At 66.2% G+C, this 22538-nt stretch carries 23 protein-coding genes; 15 read left to right on the top strand and 8 right to left on the bottom strand.

Translation table 11 applies throughout. The features are described 5' to 3' along the window. Positions 1 to 173 precede the first annotated feature (173 nt). Together dprA and tldD are read right to left on the bottom strand one after the other, a co-directional pair. Positions 174 to 1316: a DNA-processing protein DprA gene (dprA, locus tag ACU0B3_RS05050; RefSeq protein ID WP_446259737.1), complete on the bottom strand. Its 1143-nt coding sequence runs from the start codon at positions 1314 to 1316 to the stop codon at positions 174 to 176. Between the two features lie 334 nt (positions 1317 to 1650). Further along, positions 1651 to 3072 (bottom strand): metalloprotease TldD, encoded by a 1422-nt coding sequence (tldD, locus tag ACU0B3_RS05045; RefSeq protein ID WP_446259736.1) that lies wholly within the window; start codon positions 3070 to 3072, stop codon positions 1651 to 1653. Between the two features lie 197 nt (positions 3073 to 3269). Between tldD and coxB the strand changes: the two genes are divergently transcribed. From coxB to ACU0B3_RS04990, 11 genes are all read left to right on the top strand, one after another. Then, positions 3270 to 4121, top strand: coding sequence for a cytochrome c oxidase subunit II (coxB, locus tag ACU0B3_RS05040; protein WP_446259735.1), 852 nt, complete (start codon positions 3270 to 3272; stop codon positions 4119 to 4121). Positions 4122 to 4252: 131 nt separating this feature from the next. Continuing rightward, positions 4253 to 5185 carry a heme o synthase gene (gene cyoE, locus ACU0B3_RS05035; protein WP_446259734.1) on the top strand — a complete coding sequence of 311 codons (933 nt, stop codon included), beginning with the start codon at positions 4253 to 4255 and terminating at the stop codon, positions 5183 to 5185. Beyond that, positions 5182 to 5340, top strand: coding sequence for a hypothetical protein (locus ACU0B3_RS05030; RefSeq protein ID WP_446259733.1), 159 nt, complete (start codon positions 5182 to 5184; stop codon positions 5338 to 5340). Before cyoE ends, ACU0B3_RS05030 begins: the two co-directional genes overlap by 4 nt. Next, a complete protein-coding gene (locus ACU0B3_RS05025; protein ID WP_446259732.1) occupies positions 5337 to 5954 on the top strand; it encodes a cytochrome c oxidase assembly protein in 618 nt (205 codons plus the stop codon). Before ACU0B3_RS05030 ends, ACU0B3_RS05025 begins: the two co-directional genes overlap by 4 nt. Before the next feature lie 31 nt (positions 5955 to 5985). Further along, on the top strand, positions 5986 to 6786 hold the full coding sequence (locus ACU0B3_RS05020; RefSeq protein WP_446259731.1) for a cytochrome c oxidase subunit 3: 801 nt from the start codon (positions 5986 to 5988) through the stop codon (positions 6784 to 6786). A 135-nt stretch (positions 6787 to 6921) separates the two neighbouring features. Next, positions 6922 to 7596 carry an SURF1 family protein gene (locus ACU0B3_RS05015; RefSeq protein ID WP_446259730.1) on the top strand — a complete coding sequence of 225 codons (675 nt, stop codon included), beginning with the start codon at positions 6922 to 6924 and terminating at the stop codon, positions 7594 to 7596. 6 nt (positions 7597 to 7602) lie between these two features. Continuing rightward, positions 7603 to 8991 (top strand): threonine synthase, encoded by a 1389-nt coding sequence (gene thrC / locus ACU0B3_RS05010; protein WP_446259729.1) that lies wholly within the window; start codon positions 7603 to 7605, stop codon positions 8989 to 8991. Continuing rightward, positions 8988 to 10250: a M16 family metallopeptidase gene (locus ACU0B3_RS05005; RefSeq protein WP_446259728.1), complete on the top strand. Its 1263-nt coding sequence runs from the start codon at positions 8988 to 8990 to the stop codon at positions 10248 to 10250. Before thrC ends, ACU0B3_RS05005 begins: the two co-directional genes overlap by 4 nt. After that, positions 10247 to 10834 carry a GNAT family N-acetyltransferase gene (locus tag ACU0B3_RS05000; protein ID WP_446259727.1) on the top strand — a complete coding sequence of 196 codons (588 nt, stop codon included), beginning with the start codon at positions 10247 to 10249 and terminating at the stop codon, positions 10832 to 10834. Before ACU0B3_RS05005 ends, ACU0B3_RS05000 begins: the two co-directional genes overlap by 4 nt. Before the next feature lie 406 nt (positions 10835 to 11240). Beyond that, positions 11241 to 12113 (top strand): MBL fold metallo-hydrolase, encoded by an 873-nt coding sequence (locus ACU0B3_RS04995; RefSeq protein WP_446259726.1) that lies wholly within the window; start codon positions 11241 to 11243, stop codon positions 12111 to 12113. A 22-nt stretch (positions 12114 to 12135) separates the two neighbouring features. Beyond that, complete coding sequence (locus ACU0B3_RS04990; protein WP_446259725.1) at positions 12136 to 13554, top strand: FAD-binding oxidoreductase; 1419 nt, start codon at positions 12136 to 12138, stop codon at positions 13552 to 13554. 169 nt (positions 13555 to 13723) lie between these two features. On the opposite strand, the gene ACU0B3_RS04985 is transcribed toward ACU0B3_RS04990, so the two are convergent. From ACU0B3_RS04985 to ACU0B3_RS04970, 4 genes are read right to left on the bottom strand one after another with little or no spacing between them, the layout of a single operon-like run. Continuing rightward, positions 13724 to 14269: an adenine phosphoribosyltransferase gene (locus ACU0B3_RS04985; RefSeq protein WP_446259724.1), complete on the bottom strand. Its 546-nt coding sequence runs from the start codon at positions 14267 to 14269 to the stop codon at positions 13724 to 13726. Continuing rightward, on the bottom strand, positions 14266 to 14895 hold the full coding sequence (locus ACU0B3_RS04980; protein WP_446259723.1) for a LysE family translocator: 630 nt from the start codon (positions 14893 to 14895) through the stop codon (positions 14266 to 14268). Before ACU0B3_RS04980 ends, ACU0B3_RS04985 begins: the two co-directional genes overlap by 4 nt. 30 nt (positions 14896 to 14925) lie before the next feature. Then, positions 14926 to 15507: an ElyC/SanA/YdcF family protein gene (locus ACU0B3_RS04975; protein WP_446259722.1), complete on the bottom strand. Its 582-nt coding sequence runs from the start codon at positions 15505 to 15507 to the stop codon at positions 14926 to 14928. Positions 15508 to 15513: 6 nt separating this feature from the next. After that, the gene (locus ACU0B3_RS04970) at positions 15514 to 16389 is read right to left on the bottom strand and encodes an S-methyl-5'-thioadenosine phosphorylase (protein WP_446259721.1); all 876 of its coding nucleotides are present in this window, start codon (positions 16387 to 16389) and stop codon (positions 15514 to 15516) included. Between the two features lie 307 nt (positions 16390 to 16696). Here ACU0B3_RS04970 and ACU0B3_RS04965 point away from each other — a divergent pair, with 307 nt between their 5' ends. Continuing rightward, positions 16697 to 18328, top strand: coding sequence for a SulP family inorganic anion transporter (locus ACU0B3_RS04965; protein WP_446259720.1), 1632 nt, complete (start codon positions 16697 to 16699; stop codon positions 18326 to 18328). Between the two features lie 86 nt (positions 18329 to 18414). Here the strand turns inward: ACU0B3_RS04965 and ACU0B3_RS04960 are convergent, their stop codons facing one another. Both ACU0B3_RS04960 and ACU0B3_RS04955 read right to left on the bottom strand, forming a co-directional pair. Continuing rightward, positions 18415 to 19053 carry a CatB-related O-acetyltransferase gene (locus ACU0B3_RS04960; protein WP_446260200.1) on the bottom strand — a complete coding sequence of 213 codons (639 nt, stop codon included), beginning with the start codon at positions 19051 to 19053 and terminating at the stop codon, positions 18415 to 18417. A gap of 31 nt (positions 19054 to 19084) precedes the next feature. Then, positions 19085 to 19690 (bottom strand): flavin reductase family protein, encoded by a 606-nt coding sequence (locus ACU0B3_RS04955; RefSeq protein WP_446259719.1) that lies wholly within the window; start codon positions 19688 to 19690, stop codon positions 19085 to 19087. A 70-nt stretch (positions 19691 to 19760) separates the two neighbouring features. Here ACU0B3_RS04955 and ACU0B3_RS04950 point away from each other — a divergent pair, with 70 nt between their 5' ends. From ACU0B3_RS04950 to ACU0B3_RS04940, 3 genes are all read left to right on the top strand, one after another. Then, positions 19761 to 20243, top strand: coding sequence for a GNAT family N-acetyltransferase (locus ACU0B3_RS04950; RefSeq protein WP_446259718.1), 483 nt, complete (start codon positions 19761 to 19763; stop codon positions 20241 to 20243). A gap of 53 nt (positions 20244 to 20296) precedes the next feature. Continuing rightward, positions 20297 to 21070 carry an EcsC family protein gene (locus tag ACU0B3_RS04945; RefSeq protein WP_446259717.1) on the top strand — a complete coding sequence of 258 codons (774 nt, stop codon included), beginning with the start codon at positions 20297 to 20299 and terminating at the stop codon, positions 21068 to 21070. A gap of 235 nt (positions 21071 to 21305) precedes the next feature. Further along, on the top strand, positions 21306 to 22535 hold the full coding sequence (locus ACU0B3_RS04940) for an MFS transporter (protein ID WP_446259716.1): 1230 nt from the start codon (positions 21306 to 21308) through the stop codon (positions 22533 to 22535). Positions 22536 to 22538: the final 3 nt, after the last annotated feature.

The following is a 22538-nucleotide window of genomic DNA, read 5'->3' as shown; positions in this document are numbered from 1 at the left end:
GACGGCGCGCGGTGACGGCGGGCCAGACTGCGTGCGACTTTTGCCGCGATATGGCTGCCGAGCATGTGCGCCGCAAGGGGGAATTGTCAATGAAGGTCGCTTGCGTGCGTCTTGAGGTGCCCCTCGGAGGAGGTGTTAAGCTGCTGTCGCTGTTGTGAAAATTTGCGCTCAGATCACGCGGTGTGCACGGGCTCCACGCTGCGCGCACTGATGAGCCCGCCGGGGTGCCGTTCGATCAGACCTTCGAGTTCGAGCTCCGTCAGGACGGGCGCCAGGGCGGCAGAGGGCACCGAGAGGTCGCGCACCAGCTGGTCTTCGGCGAGCGGCGAGGGGCCAAGCAGGTCGAGGATTGCGGCTCGCGATTGAGGCGGTGACTGCTGAGGTGAATTCGCAGCGGCGGGCGGCTTTACCTGCGGCGCGGACGCCGGGCCAAGCGCTTCGAGGACGTCGTCGACGGACCGCACGAGCGCGGCGCCGTCGCGGATCAGCATGTTGCATCCGCCGGCGCGGGGATCGAAAGGGTGACCGGGCACGGCCAGCACCTCCCGCCCCTGGTCGAGCGCACAGCGCGCGGTGATGAGCGTGCCGGAACGCGCTGCCGCCTCCACCACGATCACGGCGCGGGCGAGGCCCGAGATGATGCGGTTGCGCTTGGGGAAATGGCGCGCCATGGGCGCAAGGCCCATCGGTTGTTCCGAGAGCAGCAGCCCCTTTTGCGCGATGGTTTCGGCAAGTGCGGCGTTTTCGCTTGGGTAAAGGACGTCGACCCCGCCGGGCATGACGGCGATCGTGTTCTCCGGTCCTGCGGCGTCATGTGCGATGGCGTCGATGCCCCGGGCGAGGCCGGAGACAACGACGAACCCTTGCGCTGCGAGCCCTTCGGCCAGCGCGCGGGCCATGCGTCCGCCGAGTGAGGAGGCGTTGCGCGCGCCGACAAGCGCGACCATCGGGCGGTGGAGCAGCTCTGCATTGCCGCGCACCCAGAGGAGCGGCGGCGCGTCGGAGATGTCTTCGAGCGGTTGCGGGTAGCCTGCGCCGTCCCAGCGGATCAGGTGCGCGCCGATCCGGCGGGCGGCGGCCATTTCGGCCTGCACGACGCCCGACGGGCATACGCGGTACTCCGACACGCCCGATTTGGCGGCGAGGTCCGGCAGGGCCTCCAACGCCGCGCGCGGGGTGCGGTGCTCGGCCAGCAGCTTGTAAAAGGTTGAAGGTCCCACCCGTCTGGAGCGCAGCAAGCGAAGACATGTGATCCGGTCGTCTTCCGAGGTGGGTGGGATTGGGGGGTGAGAGGAAGAAACTTGGGTCCCGGTCATCTCGTCTCCACTTGCCGCAGAATCAGAGATACCCCGTGGGGTCTTAACGGACGGTAAAGATCGCCGCATTTACGCCACATTCACCGCGCCGCGCCTGCGGTTGGAGTGGCGTAAGGCGGGCAGTGCCTAAGCCGGGCAAATTGCATCCTGCATCGCTCGACAGACCGCATTCCGCGCGAAGAGGTTGTTTCGGCACTGCCCACCCTACGGTGTACCGTGTGGGGGCGACTGCAGTTCGGCAGTACCCACCTTACCGGGTTTGTGACTAAGCGCAGAGTGTTGGGCAGAGTACGCCGCTGCCCACGTTCATCAGGCGTCCAAGTCCACCGCCGCGCTATGCGTCCGCCCCGCCCACCGTCAATCCGTCAATCATCACGGTCGGTTGGCCGACCCCCACTGGCACCCACTGCCCGGCCTTTCCGCAATTGCCCATGCCGGGGTCGAGGGCCATGTCGTTGCCCAGAGCGCGGATCTTGGTGAGCGCCGTCGCGCCGTCTCCGATCAGCGTGGCGCCTTTCACAGGCGCGCCAACTTTGCCATTCTCTACACGGTAGGCTTCGGTGCAGGAGAAGACGAACTTGCCGTTGGTGATGTCGACCTGCCCGCCGCCAAAGCCGACAGCCCAGATGCCGTCCTCGAGGTCCGCCACGATGTCCTCCGGCGCGCTGTCTCCGCCCAGCATGTAGGTGTTCGTCATGCGCGGCATCGGCGCGTGGGCGTAGCTTTCGCGGCGTCCGTTCCCGGTGGGGGCCACACCCATCAGCCGGGCGTTCTGGCGGTCCTGCATGTAGCCGGTCAGGATGCCGTCCTCGATCAGCACGTTGCGCGCGCCGGGCGTACCCTCGTCGTCGATCGTGATCGAGCCGCGCCGGTCTGGCAGCGTTCCGTCGTCGAGCACTGTCACACCGGGCGCCGCCACGCGTTGACCCAGGAGCCCGGCAAAGGCGGAGGTCCCCTTGCGGTTGAAATCCCCTTCGAGCCCGTGGCCCACGGCCTCGTGCAGCAGGATGCCGGGCCAGCCGGGTCCCAGCACCACGGTCATCACGCCCGCGGGCGCGGGACGCGCGTCGAGGTTCACGAGCGCGATGCGCAGCGCCTCGCGCGCCTTGGCCTCCCAGTCGGCGCGGGAGATCACGCCGTCGAGCGCCACGCGCCCGCCGCCGCCGGCAGTGCCGCTCTCGCGCCTTCCGTTCTCCTCCACGATGACAGACACGTTGACCCGGACCATCGGGCGGGTGTCCTGCGCCTCGCTGCCATCAGGGCGCAGGATCACGACCTCCTGGGAGGAGGCGGACATCACGGCGGTCACTTGCACGACCCGGCGGTCGAGATCGCGCAGGAACGCGTCGATCTCGCGCAGCGTGTCGAGTTTCACCGGAAAGCTGTGGCCGGCGATCGGGTCGAGCGCATCATAGCGGTGTTCGTTCGTGCCGGAGGGCGCGTCCGCCGCAGTGCCGCCGCCATCGCCGACCGCGAGCCGCGCCGTCTCGGCCGCGCGTTTGAGAGCCTGCTCGCTCAGCTCCGTGCTGTGCGCGTAGCCGGCCACCTCGCCGCGGACGGCACGCAGGCCAAAGCCCTGTGCCGCGTCCGTGCTCGCCGTCTTGAGCCGGCCGTCGTCGAACACCAGCGTCTCGGACCGGCGGCGCTCGAGAAAGAGCTCCCCGTCGTCCGCGCCAGCCGTGGCCTCGCGCAGGATGCGGGTCGCCGATTCGCGGTCCAGGTCGGTGTCGAAGGGGCGAAAGGCTGGTTCGGGCATGCGGGTGTCCTTTGGCGCGGGCAATTTTGCATCCATTTGTATGCGAGCGTCTCTTTGACGCGGCGATGGGTTCTTTATCTCACCCGGAGAATATGATTTTAGAACGCGAAACGGCAACGGACGCCGGGCTGTGCTGATCAAATCGCCCGCCTTTGCCGAGGGATTTACGAACGCCACACCAACGCTCAAGGTGAAATATGCGACTGACACCCTTCCTTGCGACACTTGGCGCGGCGCTGGCCGCACTTCCGGCGATGGCCCAGGACGGGCTGGAGACGATCGGCAAGCCGATCCCCGGGGGCATCGGGTTCCAGCCCGCCGCCACCGAGCTGGCGCGGGACGTGCAGTGGCTCGACGGGATGGTGCTGGTGATCATCACCGCGATCACGCTCTTTGTCTGTGCGCTGATCGGTATCGTGATCTTCAAGTACAACGCCAAATCGAACCCCGAGCCGGCCAAGTTCACGCACAACACGCCCGTCGAGATTGCCTGGACCGTGGTGCCGATCGTCATCCTCGTCTTTATCGGGGCATTCTCGCTGCCGGTGCTGTTCAAACAGCAGCAAATCCCCGAGGGCGACATCAACATCAAGGTGACCGGCTACCAGTGGTACTGGGGCTACGAGTACACGGATGAAGAGTTCGGGTTCGACAGCTTCATGCTCGCCCGCGACGAGCTCGAGGAATACGGCTACGCGCAGGACGAGTACCTGCTGGCGACCGACACCGCCGTCGTCGTGCCGACCGGCAAGGTGGTCGTGATGACTGTGACCGGCGCGGACGTGATCCATTCGTGGACCATCCCAGCATTCGGCGTGAAACAGGACGCCGTGCCGGGCCGCCTCGCGCAGCTGTGGTTCGAGGTCGATGAGGGCAACGAGGGCGTCTACTTCGGCCAGTGCTCCGAGCTGTGCGGCAAAGACCATGCCTACATGCCGATCACGGTCAAGGCCGTGAGCCAGGAAGAGTACGACGCGTGGCTCGCTGGCGCGAAGGAAGAATTCGCGGACGCCGGCACGGCAGAGCCGTTTCAGGTCGCGAGCCGCTGATCCAGCGACACGGCGGGCTTCAAGGCTCCGCCGGCGACATATGACACCAACGTGGACCCTGGCGCACGCGCCCGGGTCTGCCGCAAGTCTAGCAAGGTAGGATGGGTGCGCGTACCCATCTCGAATGACAGATGACAGACGCAACGCTCAACACCGACCTGCACGGCCCCGAGGCGAGCTTTGGCGACTATATCGCGCTGCTCAAGCCGCGGGTGATGGTCCTGGTCGTCTTTACCGCCATCATCGGTCTTGTGGCGGCGCCCGGAGCGCTGCACCCGGTGGAGGCATTTGCGGCCATCCTCTTCATCGCGCTGGGCGGAGGTGCCTCGGGTGCGCTCAACATGTGGTGGGACGCCGACATCGATGCGGTGATGAAGCGCACCGCGAAACGCCCCGTCCCGGCCGGCAAGGTCACTCCCGGCGAGGCGCTGGGGTTCGGGCTCGCGCTGTCGGGCTTTTCCGTCGTGATGCTGGGCCTTGCGACCAACTGGGTCGCGGCGGGGCTGCTGGCCTTCACCATCTTTTTCTACGTCGTCGTCTACACCATGTGGCTCAAGCGATGGACGCCGCAGAACATCGTGATCGGTGGCGCTGCCGGGGCCTTCCCCCCGATGATCGGATGGGCGGCTGTCACGGGCGGCTTTTCTGTCGAGTCGGTGCTGATGTTCGCGCTGATCTTCATGTGGACGCCGCCGCACTTCTGGGCGCTCGCGCTCTTCATGCGGTCCGACTACGATGATGCCGGCGTGCCGATGCTGACGGTCACGCACGGGCGCCGCGCCACGCGGGTTCACATTCTCGTCTACACCGTGCTCCTCGCCGCGCTTGCGCTGGCACTGGCGCTGACATCCGTTGGCGGGCCGGTCTATCTGGCGGCGGCGCTGGTGCTCAACGCGTTCTTTGTGGTCGGTGCGGTACGCATCTGGCGCCGGGACGAAGAGGCATCGGAAGCCGACAACTTCAAGGTCGAAAAGAAGTTCTTCAAGCTGTCGCTCCTCTACCTCTTCCTGCACTTCGGGGCGATCGGCATCGACACGGCCATAGGGTGGGGAGGTCTGCTGTGAGCTTTCGCGAGAACCATGAGCTCCACCGGCGCCGCTTCGGCCGCAATCTCGGTCTCGGGCTGACGCTGGCCGCGCTGATCTTCCTGATTTTTGGCCTGACCTACGTCAAGATCACGCAAACTTCCTTGCCCCCTGCTGAGGAGCTCGGACAATGACACAAGAGAATGACGCGTCGAAGGACACCCCGAAGGCGCAGGAAAAGAACCTGCGCAAGACCGCGCTGCAAGCGGTGGGTGTCGTGGTTCTGATGGGCTCGCTCGCATGGGCGTCGGTGCCGTTCTACGACTGGTTCTGTCGCGTGACAGGATTTGGCGGCGTGACAAATGTCGCCGAAGAGGGCTCGGACGTCATCCTCGACCAGACCATCAAGGTCCGGTTCGACGCCTCCAAGGAGCGCGACATGCCGTGGGAATTCACCCCCATGCAGCGCGAGATGGAGATCCGCATCGGCGAGACCGGGCTGGCCTTCTACGAGGCGTACAACCCGACCGACCGCCCCGTGGCAGGCACTGCAAGCTATAACGTGACGCCCTACGAGGCCGGCGCGTTCTTTTCTAAGATCGCCTGCTTCTGCTTTGAAGAGCAGGTCCTGCAACCCGGCGAGCGCGTCGAGATGCCGGTGACCTTCTTTGTCGACCCCGAACTGGTCGACGACCGCGATGCCAAGTATACCAAGGTGATCACGCTGGGGTATACGTTCTACGAAATCGACCTGCCCGAAGAGCTGGCGCTTGACGCCTCCGCGCCGGTCACCGAAACGACAAACTGATACCACCGCCAAGACCCGAGGGACGATCGCCATGGCGCACGAGAAAAACCACGACTACCACATCCTGAACCCCTCTATCTGGCCGCTCTTGGGGGCCGTTGCGGGGTTTGTCATGCTCTTCGGCGCGGTGCTGTTCTTCCACGGCAGCGGGCCCTGGCTCCTGCTGATGGGCCTTGCGGGCGTGCTCTACGTGATGTTCGGCTGGTGGTCCGAGGTGGTGGACGAGAGCCACATCGGTGATCACACACCTGTCGTGCGCCTCGGGCTGCGGTACGGCTTCATCCTCTTCATCATGTCCGAGGTGATGTTCTTCGCGGCGTGGTTCTGGTCGTTCTTCAAACACGCGCTCTATCCCATGGGCCCGCTCTCGCCGGCCGTCGACGGTGTCTGGCCGCCCGCTGGCATCGAGACGTTCGACCCCTGGCACCTGCCGCTGATCAACACTCTGATCCTGCTCTGCTCCGGCTGCGCCGCAACCTGGGCGCACCACGCGCTGGTGCACGAGGACAACAAGGAAGACATGAAGTGGGGCCTGATCATCGCGATCGCGCTCGGCGCGATCTTCACCGTGTTTCAAGCGTATGAGTACACCCACGCCGCCTTCGGCTTTGCCGGCAACATCTATGGCGCGAACTTCTTCATGGCGACGGGCTTTCATGGCTTCCACGTGATCGTCGGCACGATCTTCCTCTTCGTCTGCCTTCTGCGCGTGATGCGGGGACACTTCACCGCCGACAAGCACATCGGGTTCGAGGCCGCGGCCTGGTACTGGCACTTCGTGGACGTCGTATGGCTCTTCCTCTTTGCTGCGGTCTACATCTGGGGCGGCTAAACGCCCGGGATGGGTGCAAGCACCCATCCTACAGACCCGCGCTGCGCCGTAGGATGGGTGCTTGCACCCATCCCAGCTTGACCTCACTTCAAACGCGCCGCATCACACCGGCGCGTTTTTGCTTTCGGACAGATCATGCGTCGGACGCTTTTCATCCTCCTGGTCGCGGTGCTCGGCACCGGCATCCTCGTCAGCCTCGGTGTCTGGCAGGTGCAGCGTTTGCAGTGGAAGGAGGCGATGCTGGCGCAGATCGACGCACAGATGGCCGGCGAGCCGATCCCGCTTGATGCCGCGCTTGATCCCAAGGTGATCCAATTCCAGCCCGTGACGGTCACCGGCGCCTTCACCGGAAAAGCCGCGCACGTTCTCACCACCGCGCCCGGCCTCGGGGCGGCCTACCGCATCGTCGAAGTGTTCGAAACCGGCAGCCGCCGCATCCTCGTCGACCGCGGCGTCGTGCCGGCCGAAGACAAGGATAGCGTTCCGCTCACGCCCGAGCCGCAGACCATCACCGGCGTCCTGCGGTTCCCCGAAGAGATCGACAGTTTCACTCCCGCCCCGGACCTGGATGCGAACATCTGGCTCGCGCGCGACACCGCGCAAATGTCCGAGCATCTCGGCACCGACTACGTCTTTGTCATCCTGACAGCGTCTGAAAACGACGCCGGAGTTCGCCCTTTGCCCGTAGACACCAGCGCCATTCCCAACAATCACTTGCAATACGCGATCACCTGGTTCTCGCTGGCCTTCCTCTGGTCAGCGATGAGCCTCTACTTCCTTTGGCGTACGCGCCCCTCTGCCGGATCCTAAGACCCCATGCGTTACATCTCGACCCGCGGCCAGGCGCCCGACCTGTCCTTTGAAGAGGCCATGCTGACGGGCCTTGCCCGCGACGGAGGGCTCTATGTGCCTGCCGAGGTGCCGCAGATGAGCCAGGCGGACATCGCCTCCCTCTCAGGTCTCAGCTACGAGGAGATCGCCTTTCGCGTCATGCGTCCCTTCGTGGGCGAGACCTTCACCGACGCGACATTCGGCGACCTGATCACCCGCGCCTATGCCGGGTTCGGCCACGACGCCCGCGCGCCGCTCAAGCAGATCGGCGCGAACCACTTCCTGCTCGAGCTGTTCCACGGGCCCACGCTGGCGTTCAAGGATTTCGCCATGCAGCTGATCGGCCAGATGTTCCAGGAGGCGCTGAGCCGCTCCGGCGAGCGGGTGACCATCGTGGGCGCGACCTCGGGCGATACTGGCTCGGCTGCGATCGAGGCGTTTCGGGGGCTGGACGCGGTGGACGTGTTCATCCTCTACCCGCATGGCCGGGTGAGCGAGGTGCAACGCCGCCAGATGACCACCCCGGTTGAGGACAACGTGCACGCGCTCGCCATCGAAGGCACCTTCGACGATGCGCAGGCCCGGCTCAAGGACATGTTCAACGACTTCACCTTCCGCGACGAGGTGCGGCTGGCGGGCGTGAACTCGATCAACTGGGCGCGGGTGATGGCGCAGGTGGTCTACTACTTCAGCGCAGCCGTCAGCCTCGGCGCGCCGCACCGCGCGGTCAGCTTCACGGTTCCGACGGGCAACTTCGGCGACATCTTCGCCGGATACATCGCCAAACGAATGGGCCTGCCCATCGACCGGCTGGTAGTCGCGACCAACCAGAACGACATCCTGCACCGCTGCCTGACCTCCGGCGCCTATGTGACCGACGCGGTGGTGCCGTCGATCTCGCCCTCGATGGACATCCAGGTGTCGTCCAACTTCGAGCGGCTTCTCTTTGATGCCTACGACCGGGACGGCGCGGCGGTGGCGGCGCTGATGGATGAGCTCAAGGGCAATGGCGGTTTCCACCTCAGCCAAGGCACGCTCGACCGACTGCAGTCCGAGTTCGCCTCGGGCCGCGTCTCCGAAGACGAGACCCTCGCCACGATCACCCGCGCGCAACGCACGATGAACGAGCTTCTGTGCCCCCACTCCGCCATCGGCGTGAAAGTCGCCGAAGCCCACCAGGGCGCCACGCCCATGGTCACGCTCGCCACGGCCCACCCGGCCAAGTTCCCGGACGCGGTCGAGCGGGCCAGCGGCACGCGTCCACCCCTTCCACAACGCATGGCGGATCTGTATGACCGGCCGGAGCGCCTCACACAGGTCTACAATGACCTCGCGGCGCTCGAAACGTTGATCCGGGAGGGCATCCAAAAGTGACCACTCGCCTGACCCAGCTGCCGAACGGCCTGCGCATCGTGACCGAGCATATGCCGGGGCTGCAATCGGCCTCCATCGGGCTCTGGGTCACGGCGGGCGGGCGCCACGAACGCGCAGACCAGAACGGCATCGCGCATTTCCTCGAGCATATGGCGTTCAAGGGAACCGCGCGGCGCTCGGCCCTCGACATCGCCGAGGCGATCGAGAACGTTGGCGGGTACATCAACGCCTACACCAGCCGCGAGGTCACGGCCTACTACGCCCGCGTGCTCGAAGCGGACGTGCCGCTGGCGCTCGACGTGATCTCGGACATCGTGCTGAACTCCGCCTTCGATCCGCGCGAGATCGAGGTGGAGCGCGGCGTGATCCTGCAGGAGATCGGCCAGTCGCTCGACACACCTGACGACGTGATATTCGACTGGCTGCAAGAGCGCGCCTACCCCGGGCAAGCCATGGGCCGTCCGATCCTCGGCCCTGCCGAGCGGGTGAGCGCCTTTCAGGGTGCGGACTTCGCCGGGTTTGTGCGGTCGCACTATACCCCCAACCGGATGATCCTGTCGGCGGCAGGGGCGGTGGACCACGACGCGCTGGTTGTGCAGGCCAAAGAGCTTTTCGAAGGACGCGGCGCGGGGACACCGTCCGAGCCCGAGGGCTCCGCCTTTGTCGGGGGCGAGCTGCGCGAGGTCAAAGACCTCGAACAGGCGCACTTTACGTTGGCCTTTGAAAGCCCCGGCGTTACCGATCCCGGCTTTTACACCGCACAAATCTACGCCAGCGCTTTGGGTGGCGGCATGTCCTCGCGCCTCTTCCAGCAACTGCGCGAGGTGCGCGGCCTCTGCTACACGATCTACGCCCAGCCCGCCGCTTACAGCGACACGGGAATGCTCACGATCTACGCCGGCACGGGCGCCGAAGACCTCGGCACGCTTGCAGAGGTGACCATCGACGAGGTCAAACGCGCCGCCGAGGACATGAGCGCCGAAGAGGTCGCGCGCGCGCGCACCCAGATGAAGGCGGGGCTCCTCATGGGGCTCGAAAGCCCCTCGTCCCGCGCCGAACGCCTCGCGCGGCTGGTGCAGGTCTGGGGGCGGGTGCCAGAGCTTTCCGAGACCATCGCCCGGATCGATGCGGTGACAGCCGAAGACGTGCGGGCCCACGCCGCGCACGTGGCGACGCAGGCCAAGGCGGCGATGGCGCTCTACGGCCCCGTGGACCGCGCGCCCAGCCTCGAGCAATTGCAGGACCGCCGCGCCGCATGATCCAGGTTTTCAAACGCAAGTTGCGGATTGAAACCGAACGGCTCACCCTGCGCCCACCGCAGCATTCCGACTTTCGCCACTGGGTGGCTTTGCGCGCGTCCAGCGTCGACTTTCTCAGCCGGTGGGAGCCGACCTGGGCCAAGGATCACCTGACCCGAAAGGCGTTCACCAACCGCGTCTACTGGTCCGCCCGCGCCATCGCGCAGGGCACGGCGGTGCCGATGTTCCTCGAGCGGCGCGAGGACGGCGAGCTGCTCGGCGCGATCACGCTCGACAACATCCGCCGGGGTCCCAGCCAGTCCGGCACGCTCGGTTACTGGATCGGCCTGCCGCACGCCCGGCAGGGCTACATGCGCGAGGCGATTGCGGCGATGGTGCACCACGCGTTCGACATCATGGACCTTTCGCGGCTCGAGGCGGCCTGCCTGCCGGAGAACGAAGCCTCCCGCGCGTTGCTCGAGGCCAGCGGGTTCAAGTACGAGGGCGTCGCGCAGAGCTACCTTCAGATCGACGGGCGCTGGCGTACACACGTGCTTTACGCCTCCCTGCGCGGAGATCGCCGGGGCCGATCGTCTGCGGGTTGAGGTTAGGGGGCTTTCGACGCAAGCCATGACTATTTGCTATAGAGCGGTAGCTTACCATAGTCGGTGGCCTTAAAGTTCCGATACTCCGCCTAGAACAAAGCACTTGCCTAATGGGAACCGTTAGGCCGCGTCATTCCGAAGGCATGCCTATGGCATGACCCGCCCCCGTCAAACCAAAGGTTTGCCTTCGGCAAAACGGGCGGCGCGATTGCGCCACCCCGCGGGACGGCGCGTGAACTGCCGTTTGTTTACGTGTCGAGTTTTAGGCCACCGGCTATTGGTTCTGCTGTGCTCACGAACGCCACTTTTACCGGCATGTGCCATGCAAAAGAAAAACGTGAACGGCCCGCGCATCTTTGCGCCCTAGATCGCCAAGCCGTGCGCGCTACCGTAGCGTCAGGAGGAGATGTCCTTGATCCGTTTTGCCTGCCTTGCCGTCCTTGCCCTGTCGCTCTGGCCCGCGCTGACCGCAGCGCAGGACCGCCGCCCGAGCCACTGCATCGCAATCGCCCAAGACCTCGACCGCCTGGACGCGCCTGTCCGGTTTGCCGAAGCGCCCGAGCAGCTCTTCCTTGCCTCCACCGCGCGTTCCGAGGTGCCCGAGTTCACGGTGCGCCTCAGCTTTGTCCAGCACGCCAGCTTTCTTATCGAGACCCATGGCGGGCTGACGGCGATCACGGACTACACCGGGTTTTCTGGTTCCCGTGCCTTTGTGCCGGACGTGGTCACCATGAACCACGCCCATTCCTCCCACTGGACAGCGAACCCCGACCCGGCCATCCCTCACGTTTTGCGCGGCTGGGGGGAGGCGTTTGGGTCCGGCATCGACCACCACCTCGACCTCGGGGAGATGCTGGTGCGCAACGTCTCCACCGACATCCGCAGCCAGTGGTCGGGGCGGGAGGAGAACGGTAATTCGATCTTTGTGTTCGAGGTGGCGGGGCTCTGCGTCGGCCATCTCGGCCATCTCCACCACATCCCCTCGGACGAGCAATTCGCCGCCCTTGGACGGCTCGACGTGGTCATGGCGCCGGTTGATGGCGGCCTGACAATGCCGCTGCCGGAGATGATCGAGACGCTGAGACGTCTGCGCTCCTCCGTGATCATCCCGATGCACTGGTTCTCGACCTACTCGCTGGGCGCGTTCCTGCAGGGGATCGGGGAGGAGTTCGAGGTCGTGCGCCACGCCGAGCCTTACCTCGACGTGAGCCTGCGCACCCTGCCGCGTCAGCCGACGGTGATGGTGATGGCGCCCCAGTTCGTGATCGAATACGAGTGACCCGGACTTTGGGGGAGCCCTGATGACTGACCTGCAAAGCGCCGACCGCGCCTTTCTCGACCGCCTGTCCGAGGCCGTGCCGGGCCTGCGCGTCCTGCCCGCAGAGCCGCGCTACCTCGAAGAGCCGCGCGACCGCTGGGCGGGGCAGGCAGGGGCCGTGGTGCAGCCGGGGTCGGTCGAGGAGGTCTCCGCCATTGTAACCGCCTGTGCTGCGGCGCGCGTGCCACTGATCCCTTACGGAGGTGGCACCGGCCTTGTGGGCGGGCAGCTGATGCCCGACGGGCCGCAGCCGGTAATTCTCTCGCTCGAACGGATGAACGCCGTGCGCGAGGTCTTTGCGGAGGAAAACGTGGCCGTGGTCGAGGCCGGCTGCATCCTCGCGGACGTGCAGTCGGCTGCGCGGGAGGCCGGCCGGCTCTTTCCGCTGTCGCTGGCCTCCGAAGGCTCGGCGCGGATCGGCGGGCTTTTGGCGACAAATGCGGGCGGCGTGAACGTCTTGCGGTACGGCAATGCGCGCGCGCAGGTGCTGGGTCTGGAGGCCGTGCTGCCGAACGGGTCGATCTGGCATGGACTCAAGCGCCTGCACAAGGACAACACCGGCTACGATCTGCGTAACCTCCTGGTGGGAAGCGAGGGCACACTCGGGGTCATCACCGCCGCTGCGCTGAAGCTGGCGCCGCATCCTGTGGGCGAAGGGACGGCGCTTTTAGCGGTCGCTTCTCCGAGAGCGGCTTTGGAGCTGCTCGCCATCGCTCGCGCGCAGATGGCTGAGGGAATATCGGCATTTGAGATCATGCACCGCGCCGGTCTCGAGTTCTTGGCGGAAACACTCCCGGACGTGAAACGCCCGTGGAGCGAGGACCCTCCCGAATGGATGGTTCTGATCGAAGTCGGGCTGGCCGAAGGTCTCGACCCTGCCACCGCGCTCGAGCGGCTTTTCGAGGCGGGCGCCGAGCACGGGCTTGTGACCGACGGCATGGTCGCCCAGTCGGAGACACAACGGGACGAGCTCTGGGCCGTGCGCGAGCGCATCCCCGAAGCCAACCGCAAGATCGGCTCGGTGTCGTCCCATGATATCTCGCTACCCTTGAGCGCAGTGCCGGAGTTTATTGAAGTGGCAGGGCCAAAGCTCGCAGAGCTTGCCGCGTTCCGTATCAATTGCTTTGGACACCTTGGCGACGGAAACCTGCACTACAACGTCTTTCCCACGCCGGGCAAAGCCCGCGCCGATTACGAGGCAGAGCGTCCTCAGGTCAAACGCATCGTGCACGACCTGGTGCACGGCTTTGGCGGGTCGGTCAGTGCCGAGCACGGTATTGGACGGCTCAAAGTGGATGACCTCGAGCGTTACGGCGACCCGGCGAAACTCGCCGCCATGCGCGCGATCAAGGACACGCTCGATCCTGCGGGCATCATGAACCCCGGCGCTGTGCTTCGGTGATCCTCGTCGGGCGCTGACGCGACCCGCTTCGGTTTACTGCGCGTTGCTGCAATGGTGAGGTGGCTTGGCCGATCGGCCCTTCGGGGAGGATATTTTTCCGCCAGAAGAACTGGGGACCTTGGTCCGTACCTTCTTCTGGCCGGAAATATCCCCGCCGGAGGCACGAATCCTATAGACCGTCGAAGGCGCAGAGGGCGTCGACCTGCATGCCCATCGCTTCGAGCTTGGTGCGTCCGCCAAGTTCGGGCAGGTCGATCACGAAGGCGCAGGCGAGGATGTCGGCGCCTGAGCGTTCGATGAGCTTGATCCCGGCTTCGGCGGTGCCGCCAGTGGCCAGGAGGTCGTCGACCAGCAGGATCGTCTGGCCCGGTTTGATGGCGTCGTCGTGCACTTCGACCACCGCTTCGCCGTATTCGAGCGTGTAGGCTTCGGAGATCGTCGTGCCGGGCAGTTTGCCTTTCTTGCGGATCGGGACAAACCCGACCGACAGTTGGTGGGCGATGGCGCCTCCCAGGATAAAGCCGCGCGCTTCGAGCCCGGCGACGGCGTCGATGCGTTGGCCGGCGTAGGGGTGTAGCATCTGGTCGACCGCCATGCGAAAGCCGCGTGGGTCGCCGAAGAGTGTCGTCACATCGCGGAACATGATCCCTTCGTGCGGGAAGTCCGCGATGGTCCGGATGTAGTCCTTGACGGTCTTTGCGGCGGGTTTGGTCATGGTGTGGCTTTCCGAAGGGTGGCGGTGGCGAGACCCATGGCGATCAGCGTGCTGCCGCCGATCCGGCTGAGCCAGGTCTGTACCGAGGGTCGTGTCATGCGGCTGCGCAGGGCGTTGGCGGCGAGCGCGAAGATGAGCGCATTGATGCCGGCGATGGCCACGAAGGTGGCGATGAGGATCGCGGCTTGCGGGGCGAAGGCTGCGCTCGGGTCGATGAACTGCGGGACGAAGGCGATGAAGAACGTGTTGGATTTCGGGTTGAGCGCGGTCACGGTCGTGAGGTCGCGGAAGACCTTGCGGGAGGGCTCGTTTGGCGGGCGCTGGGTGAGAGTCGGGGTACTAGATGCGCTGCGCAGCATCTTGATCCCGAGCCAGACGAGGTAGGCCGCGCCGATCCATTTGAGGATGGTGAAGGCCAGCGACGAGGCGAGAAAGAGTGCGCCGAGCCCGATGACGGAGGCGGTCATGGCGATGAGGTCTCCGGTCGCGACGCCGAGGGCGGAGGCAACGGCGGTGCGGCGGCCTTGGGTCAGCGCGTAGCTGAGCACCATCAGGATCGTCGGGCCGGGGATGATCAGCAGCACGGTGGAGGCCAGCGCGAAGGCAAGCCAGAGGTCGAAGGGCATGGCGCGGTCTCTCCTGGTGTCGCGGCGGGGCTACCCTGACGGATAGATGCGTAGGAGAACAGCCCAGGTGAGCAGATTTTCCCGCACGAAGCGGTATCCGCGCACGCGGATGCGCGTCAGGAGCGGAGCCTCGGCCCGGTTTGGGTCGTCGGCCACCACGTAGACGGCGTCGAGGTCGTAGCGCGTGCAGTGCAGGCGGATACGCGGCAGGTGAAAGCCGTTCGAGACAAAGGCGACGCGGCGGGGCGGCGCCTTGGCCGCCTCGTTCCTGCAGGTGTCGGGTGTGCTGGGGGCGGCGCCGTCGAGTTCGATCGCGCCGGGTGGAACGCCGGTGTCTGAGAGGTAGGCTTGCATGGCCGCGGCGGCGCGGGCGGCGTTGGAGACGACGATAACCTCGGTTTTACCTGCCTCCAGTAGAGCGCGGCCGGCGTCGAGTCGTTCTTGGTGGAGTGGTGAGATCGCGCCGTCGCGCACCAGTGCACCAAAGATCAGCGCGGCCTCGACCTCGGGCGCGGAGCCGGGCGTCTCGAACTGCGTCGTGGCGCGCAAGTACGCCCATGGCGTCAGGAAGAGCGCCACGAGGCACAAAAGGAGCGTGAGGACCCGGCGCATGGGACGTTAGCTGAGCACGCGCCCGGCGACGGCGTCGAGTTTGGCCACAAGCGCGGGATCGCGCGCGGGCGGCTGTGTGATGATTGCGTATTCGAGTGCGCGGTCGCAGCCGTGCGGGCAGGGCTCCCGCGTGCCGCCGAGCATGGGGGCCAGGGCCTTGACCATCTCGCGGGCCTTGCCCGCGTTGCCGATGAGGGTGGCGATGATCTGGGTGACGTCGACTTCGCCATGATCTGGGTGCCAGCTGTCGTAGTCGGTGATCATGGCGACCGAGGCGTAGCAGAGCTCGGCCTCGCGGGCGAGTTTGGCCTCGGGCATGTTGGTCATGCCGATGACGTCGCATCCCCAGACCTCGCGGTAGAGTTTGCTTTCGGCGAGGGTCGAGAATTGCGGGCCTTCCATCGCGAGGTATGTGCCGCCGTCGTGGACTTTGACGCCGGCCGCTTGTCCTGCCTTCCGGCAGGCCGCGCCAAGGCGGGGGCACGTCGGGTGGGCGACGGAGACGTGCGCGACGCAGCCGGGGCCGAAGAAGGACTTTTCGCGCGCAAAGGTGCGGTCGATGAACTGGTCGATGATGACGAAGTCGCCGGGCGCCATCTCCTCGCGGAACGAGCCGCAGGCGGAGACGGAGATCACGTCGGTCACACCGAGCCGTTTGAGCGCGTCGATGTTGGCGCGGTAGGGCACTGTCGTTGGGCTGTGCACGTGGCCGCGTCCGTGGCGGGGCAGGAAAGCCATGGGCGTGCCGGCGAGCGTGCCTGTCAGGATCGCGTCGGAGGGGGCGCCCCAAGGGGTTTCGACCTCGGTCCAGGTGGCGTCCTCGAGGCCATCGATGTCGTAGATGCCCGATCCTCCGATCACGGCGAGTTTGGTGTCGGTCATGGCGGCCTCCGCTCGATCTCTGTCTTTTGCGGCGAGTGTGGAAAATCGCGGGCTGAAAGAAAAGGGGAGAAGGCGCGCCGCGCGCATTTGGGCAAGCCGGCCCTCCGGGGGGAGTTTATTCGGGAAGATGAAGCTTTGGGCCACGCGCCGTGGTCTAGGGCGGTATGCACAGGAATTCCGTGCAATCCCGGTGCGGGGCCGCTATGCGCAGCGCAAAGGGCAGGGTTGCGCCGGCGGGGCTGGCGCGTGCCGCGATGGGCGTGATAGCCGCGCGGGGACCTTGCCAGACCAGCCCGGGAGCCGCCTTTTGGCCTTTACCTCATACACCGAATTCGCCCGCAGCCTGTCGTTGACCTTGCGACCCGAGAGCGACAACCGGCCGTTTCCGGTCATGCTCAAGACGGAGCTTTTGTCGGGCCTCACGGTGGCGTTGGCGCTGGTGCCCGAGGCGGTTGCCTTTGCCTTTGTGGCCGGGGTGCATCCGCTCGTGGGGCTTTATGCGGCGTTCATCGTGGGGCTGATCACGGCGCTCATCGGCGGGCGTCCGGGGATGATCTCGGGTGCGACCGGCGCTTTGGCGGTGGTGATGGTCGCGCTCGTGGCCGAGCATGGGGTGGAGTACCTGTTCGCTACGGTGGTCCTGATGGGGATTTTGCAAATCCTGGCGGGGGTCTTTCGGCTCGGCAAGTTCATCCGGCTTGTGCCGCATGCGGTGATGCTGGGGTTCGTGAACGGGCTCGCCATCGTGATCTTTCTTGCGCAGTTGACGCAGTTCCAGGTGCCGGGCACGGCGGAGGCGTCGGGGCACGGCATGTCGGGCGGTGAGTGGCTGTCGGGGCTGCCGCTTTACCTGATGCTGGCCGGTGTGGGATTGACGATGGCGATCATCTGGCTTTTGCCGAAGGTCACGACGGCGGTGCCGGCGCCGCTGGCGGCGATCGTGATCGTGGCGGTGATCGTGATCCTCTTTGATCTGCCGATCCCGCGCGTGGGGGACATGGCCTCGATCGAAGGGGGGCTGCCGCCCTGGCACATCCCGATGGTGCCGCTGAATTTCGAGACTTTGGAGATCATCCTGCCTTATGCGGTGATCCTGGCGGCGATTGGCCTGATCGAGAGCCTGTTGACGCTGAACCTCGTGAACCAGATGACCGATCAGCGGGGCGGAGCATCTCAGGAATGTGTGGCGCAGGGGGTGGCCAACACGGTCACGGGGTTCTTTGGCGGCATGGGCGGCTGCGCGATGATCGGGCAGTCGATGATCAACGTGCGCTCGGGCGGGCGGACGCGGATTGCGGGCGTTGCGGCGGCGCTGTTCCTGCTCAGCTTTATCCTCTTTGCCTCGCCTCTGATCGAGCAGATCCCGCTGGCGGCGCTGGTGGGTGTGATGTTCATGGTGGTGATCGGGACATTCGCCTGGAACACCTTCCGGATCATGCGGGTCGCGCCGAAATTCGCGTCCTTTGTGACGATCCTTGTGACCGTGGTCACGGTGATGGAGGACCTCGCCGTTGCGGTTGTCGTAGGAGTGATCGTCTCGGCGCTGCAGTACGCCTGGGTGAACGCCAAGCGGATCACAGCGAAGGCCTACACCACGCCGGAGGGGGCGAAGGTCTATCAGGTGAACGGGCCGCTCTTCTTTGGCTCTGCCGAGGGGTTTGCCGAGCTTTTCGACGTGAAGGGCGATCCCGGCCGGGTGGTGGTGGATTTCGCCGAGAGCCGGGTGGCGGACCAGTCGGCGCTGAACGCGATCGAGGGGCTTGCGGCGCGCTATGCCGACGAGGGCAAGGCGCTGGAGTTGCGCCATCTGTCGCGGGACTGCCGCAAACTGCTGGAGCGGACGGGTCTCATCGTGGAGGTGAGCGAGGACGACCCGGAGTATCAGGTGGCTGCTGACCGCAAGGTGCAGCGCGGGCTCTTTTCGGGCGGCGGGCACTAGCTGCTCGCGTCAGGTGCTGCGGCAGGCCGGCCCTCCGGGGGAGGTATTTTTGAACCAGAGAAGCTGGGGACCTGCGCTTTGAAGGGCTAGGGTGCGCAGGCTTGGAGGTCGGCGACGCTGCCTGTGACGAGGGCGGGCTGCGCGGCCTCGATGGCCTCGGCGGGCCAGTCCCACCAGGCGAGGGTGTTCAGAGTCTCGATCTCTTCCGGTGTGAAGCGCATGCGGATGACCTGGGCGGGGTTGCCGATTACGATGGCGTAGTCCGGGACGTCGCCTCGGACGACCGCGCCGGCGCCGATGATCGCGCCGTTGCCGATGGTGCTGCCGGCGAGCACCATGGCGCCGTTGCCGAGCCAGACGTCGTGGCCGAGGGTGATGTCACGGTTGTCGGGCGGCGGGGGCAGGTGGCGCGTCATGTCGAGGATCGGGAACGGATAGGTCGACACGCCCGTCATCCAGTGGTTGGCGGCGGCGGAGATGAACTTTACCCCGTCCGCGATCTGGCAGAACTTTCCAATGCGGACCTTGTCCGGGACATTCGGGAAGAGGTAGGGCGCGAGGCGCGCCACCCAGTCCTGCGGCGGATCGAAGGCGGAGGCGTAGGTCCACGCGCCGACCTCGAAGTTAGGATGGTTGGTTACGGCGCTCAGCTGCACGGTGCTTGGGACGCGCGTGCCGTCGGGCAGGATGATCGGGTGCGGCGCGTCCGGGGACGGCAGCGGGATGATCGGGTGGGTCATGCCTGTGCGCTGCCTGTCAGTCGTCGGGGCGCGCGAGTGTGAACGTCTCCGTCACGCGCGCATAGTCGCGGTAGCCGAGGCGCGAGAGGATCTGGAACTTGGCGACGTCCACCAGGCCGTCCACCAGGACGTCGTCGCGGATGTGGATCCCGGTGACTTCGCCGAAGGTCACGTAGTTGCTTTCGCCGGGCAGGCGCGTGATCTGCACCAGCCTGCATTCGAGCGTCGCGGGGGCCTCGGCGACGCGGTCGCAGGCGATGGTCTCGCACGGGGCGGCGGTGATGCCGGCGCGGTCGAACTCGTCCACGTCCTTGTCGAACCCCTGGGAGGTCACGTTCATCACGTCGCGCATCTCGTAGGCGACGAGGTTGATGGCGAACTCGCCCGTTGCGCGGATGTTGGCGACGCTGTCCTTGGTGTTGTCCTGGTCCGGCTTGGCCGAGGTCGAGGCGAACATCACCTGCGGCGGAAAGTAAGAGACCGCGTTGAAGAAGCTGTAGGGCGCGAGGTTGCGCTGCCCCTCGGCATTGCGCGTGGAGATCCACGCAATCGGGCGCGGCGCGATCAGTGCGTTGAACGGGCTGTGCGGCAGGCCGTGCCCGTTTTGGGGTTCATAGAACATGGTTGCTCCGCTATCGGGTGATCTGGCCCATGGGATACGCTCATGGCGCGGGAATGCAACCGGAGCGATCATGCGCGAGCTGAGGCAAGAGCAGCCCGAAGACCGGTGGGAGGTCGAGGCGCTCTATGACCTGTGCTTTGCTCCCGGGCGGGAGGCGCTGTCGTCCTACCGCCTGCGCGAGGGTGTGCCGCCCGTGGCCGAGCTGTGCCTGATCGAGCGCCAGAGCGGCGTTCTGGGCGGTGCGATCCGCCACTGGCCGGTGCGTGTGGGTGGTGTGCGCGCGCTGCTGCTGGGTCCGATTGCCGTGCACCCCACCCGGCAGGGGGAGGGGCTGGGCGCGGACCTGATCCTGACGGCACTCGAACGCGCAAGCGCGCTGGGCTGGGCGCGGGTGCTGCTGGTGGGCGACGCGCCGTACTATGGCCGGTTCGGGTTTGCGCGGCTGGTCGGTGTCGAGATGCCGCCTCCCACCAACCCCGCGCGCGTGCTGGGTCATGCGTTGCGCCCGGGGGCATGGGACGGCGTTGCAGGCGCCGTGGCGCCAGACGCTTGAATCCGCGTCAAACCCGCCCCATGTTAACGGGTGTAACATAAAGGGGCAGGCGGATGGACAGAAGCGATGTGATGGTGATCCCGGCAGAGGTCGAGGCGGAGCTGGCCACGCTCGCAGAGCGCTACCGGAATGCCAGCGGGCTTGGCCTGCAGGTCCTGAATTTCATCGGCAACAAGGCGGAGGCGCAGGTGGCGCAGCTCCCGAACTCGGTCCGAGATGGGCTCGACAAGGCGACGGTGCGCGCGCTCAAGGCGGCGCTGAAAGCCGCCAACACCAGCCGCGACATCGGTGGCAGCGGCGTGCCCTGGCTCGACAAGGCGGCGGCGACGGTGTCCGGCGCGGCGGGCGGTTTGGGCGGCGTGCCCTCGGCGCTGATGGAGCTGCCGGTCACGACGACGCTCCTTCTGCGCGCGATCCAGAACGTGGCGGCAAGCCATGGGTTCGACCCCAAAGAGCCTGCGGTGGAGGCGGATTGCCTGCTGGTGCTCGCCGCCGATGGCCCGCTTGCAGCCGATTCGGAGGGCGTGGACCTGGGGTTTCTGACTGCGCGCACGGCGCTCAATGGCGCGACGGTGTCGGCGATCCTCGCGCGTGTGGCGCCGAAACTGGCCGCGGCGCTGGGCCAGAAATTGGCGGCGCAGGCGGTGCCGGTTGTTGGCGCGATGGCGGGGGCGGCGACGAACTATGCCTACGTCAGCTACTATCAGGAGCTGGCGGAGGTGCTCTTTCGCCTGCGGCGTCTTGCGGCGACCTGCGAGGTGCCGTCCGAGGCGTTGGTGGCCGATCTGCGGATGCGCATTGCCGCGGCACCGGTGCATACGGCGTAGTATGAGTGTCAATTGAGGCCAGACTAAAACGCTAAGTTCAAAGAGCCCGCCTGATGGGAACCGTCAGGCCGCGCCGACCCGCCCCCAAACCGCAGGTTTGCCTCCGGCAAAACGGGCGGCGCGATGCGCCACCCCTCGGGCCGGCGCGTGAATGTCTGTCAAGAACGTTACGGTCCAAAAGCGATTAGCTCTCTCAAAGATTGACACGCCTGACGATCACCCGCTTCATCGGTGGATGCTTCTTGCCCGGAACGCCAATTACCGCCGCCTCTTTTCCGCCAGCGCGATCTCGAACCTTGGGGACGGGGTGTCGGCCCTTGCGTTTCCGTGGCTGGCCTCACTCATCACCCGCGATCCGGCGCTGATTGCGCTTGTGGCCTTTGCCACGCGCCTGCCGTGGCTGCTGCTCTCGATCCCTGCAGGGGTCATCGTGGACCGTCAGGACCGGCGGGTGCTGATGGTGCAGGCGGACGTGCTGAGGATGCTACTGACTTGCGGCGTGATTGGCCTGATCCTGAGCCTGCCCGCGCTGCCGCCGCCGGGCGAGGCGATGCCGTATATCCTCGCGCTCTCGGCGCTGGCCTTCCTGCTCGGCACGGCGGAGGTTGTGCGGGACAATGCGGCGCAGACGATGCTGCCGTCGATCGTCGCGCGCGCGGACCTCGAAAGCGCCAATGGCCAGATGTGGAGCATCGAGCAGGTCATGGGCGCCTTTGTCGGCCCGCCCCTCGCCGGGGTGCTGATCGCGCTCGCCGTGCCGGCGCCGTTCCTCGTAGAGGCGGTGAGCTTTGCGCTCGCGGCCTGGCTTGTCTGGTGCATCCGGCTGCCGCGGCGGACCAGCACGCTGGGCGGAAGGGTCTGGCAGCAGGCGCTGGAGGGCTGGCGCTGGATGCGGGCGCATCCGGTCATCCTGCGGCTCGCGATCATGCTGGGCCTGATCAACGCGCTCAACGTCATGGGGATGACGGTGCTCATCCTTGTCTCGCAAGAGACGCTGGGCCTGTCGGCCGTCGGACATGGCGTGCTCTTGACCGCAGGTGCGGCGGGCGGCGTGGTCGGAGGGCTTCTCGGGCCGCATGTGGTGAAACGGCTCGGGGGGCAGCGTAGCTTGATGTTGGCGTTACTGCTGATGCCGCTGCCCTATGTGGTGATTGCCGTAGCAGACAGCGCGGCGCTTGTGGCGGTCGCGCTCTTTATCGAGATGTGCGTGGCGCTCCTGTGGAACATCGTGACGGTGTCCTACCGCCAGCGCCTGATCCCGGACGTGCTGCTGGGCCGGGTGAACTCCCTCTACCGCTTTTTCGGCTGGGGGATGATGCCCGCCGGCGCGCTCGTCGGGGGCTGGCTGGTGGCGCTGGCCGAGCCGGAGCTGGGCCGCGCGGTGGCGCTGACGCTGCCCTACTGGCTGGGCGCGCTTGGCTTTGTGCTGATCGGGATGTACGGCGCGGCGCGGCTGCGGCTCTGACCT

The organism is Pseudaestuariivita sp. (genome assembly GCF_052825805.1).
This window is presented reverse-complemented; position numbering and strand designations above follow the sequence as displayed.

What these genes read in the sequence shown, in the direction of transcription:
- ACU0B3_RS05015 (WP_446259730.1), top strand. Translation starts at nt 6,922, where the DNA reads ATGCGTCGGACGCTTTTCATCCTCCTGGTCGCGGTGCTCGGCACCGGC.
- dprA (WP_446259737.1), bottom strand. Translation starts at nt 1,316, where the DNA reads ATGACCGGGACCCAAGTTTCTTCCTCTCACCCCCCAATCCCACCCACC.
- ACU0B3_RS04995 (WP_446259726.1), top strand. Translation starts at nt 11,241, where the DNA reads ATGTCCTTGATCCGTTTTGCCTGCCTTGCCGTCCTTGCCCTGTCGCTC.
- coxB (WP_446259735.1), top strand. Translation starts at nt 3,270, where the DNA reads ATGCGACTGACACCCTTCCTTGCGACACTTGGCGCGGCGCTGGCCGCA.
- ACU0B3_RS04985 (WP_446259724.1), bottom strand. Translation starts at nt 14,269, where the DNA reads ATGACCAAACCCGCCGCAAAGACCGTCAAGGACTACATCCGGACCATC.
- ACU0B3_RS04950 (WP_446259718.1), top strand. Translation starts at nt 19,761, where the DNA reads ATGCGCGAGCTGAGGCAAGAGCAGCCCGAAGACCGGTGGGAGGTCGAG.
- ACU0B3_RS04990 (WP_446259725.1), top strand. Translation starts at nt 12,136, where the DNA reads ATGACTGACCTGCAAAGCGCCGACCGCGCCTTTCTCGACCGCCTGTCC.
- ACU0B3_RS04975 (WP_446259722.1), bottom strand. Translation starts at nt 15,507, where the DNA reads ATGCGCCGGGTCCTCACGCTCCTTTTGTGCCTCGTGGCGCTCTTCCTG.
- tldD (WP_446259736.1), bottom strand. Translation starts at nt 3,072, where the DNA reads ATGCCCGAACCAGCCTTTCGCCCCTTCGACACCGACCTGGACCGCGAA.
- ACU0B3_RS04980 (WP_446259723.1), bottom strand. Translation starts at nt 14,895, where the DNA reads ATGCCCTTCGACCTCTGGCTTGCCTTCGCGCTGGCCTCCACCGTGCTG.
- thrC (WP_446259729.1), top strand. Translation starts at nt 7,603, where the DNA reads ATGCGTTACATCTCGACCCGCGGCCAGGCGCCCGACCTGTCCTTTGAA.
- ACU0B3_RS04955 (WP_446259719.1), bottom strand. Translation starts at nt 19,690, where the DNA reads ATGTTCTATGAACCCCAAAACGGGCACGGCCTGCCGCACAGCCCGTTC.
- ACU0B3_RS04970 (WP_446259721.1), bottom strand. Translation starts at nt 16,389, where the DNA reads ATGACCGACACCAAACTCGCCGTGATCGGAGGATCGGGCATCTACGAC.
- ACU0B3_RS04945 (WP_446259717.1), top strand. Translation starts at nt 20,297, where the DNA reads ATGGACAGAAGCGATGTGATGGTGATCCCGGCAGAGGTCGAGGCGGAG.
- ACU0B3_RS05025 (WP_446259732.1), top strand. Translation starts at nt 5,337, where the DNA reads ATGACACAAGAGAATGACGCGTCGAAGGACACCCCGAAGGCGCAGGAA.
- ACU0B3_RS05020 (WP_446259731.1), top strand. Translation starts at nt 5,986, where the DNA reads ATGGCGCACGAGAAAAACCACGACTACCACATCCTGAACCCCTCTATC.
- cyoE (WP_446259734.1), top strand. Translation starts at nt 4,253, where the DNA reads ATGACAGACGCAACGCTCAACACCGACCTGCACGGCCCCGAGGCGAGC.
- ACU0B3_RS04940 (WP_446259716.1), top strand. Translation starts at nt 21,306, where the DNA reads ATGCTTCTTGCCCGGAACGCCAATTACCGCCGCCTCTTTTCCGCCAGC.
- ACU0B3_RS05000 (WP_446259727.1), top strand. Translation starts at nt 10,247, where the DNA reads ATGATCCAGGTTTTCAAACGCAAGTTGCGGATTGAAACCGAACGGCTC.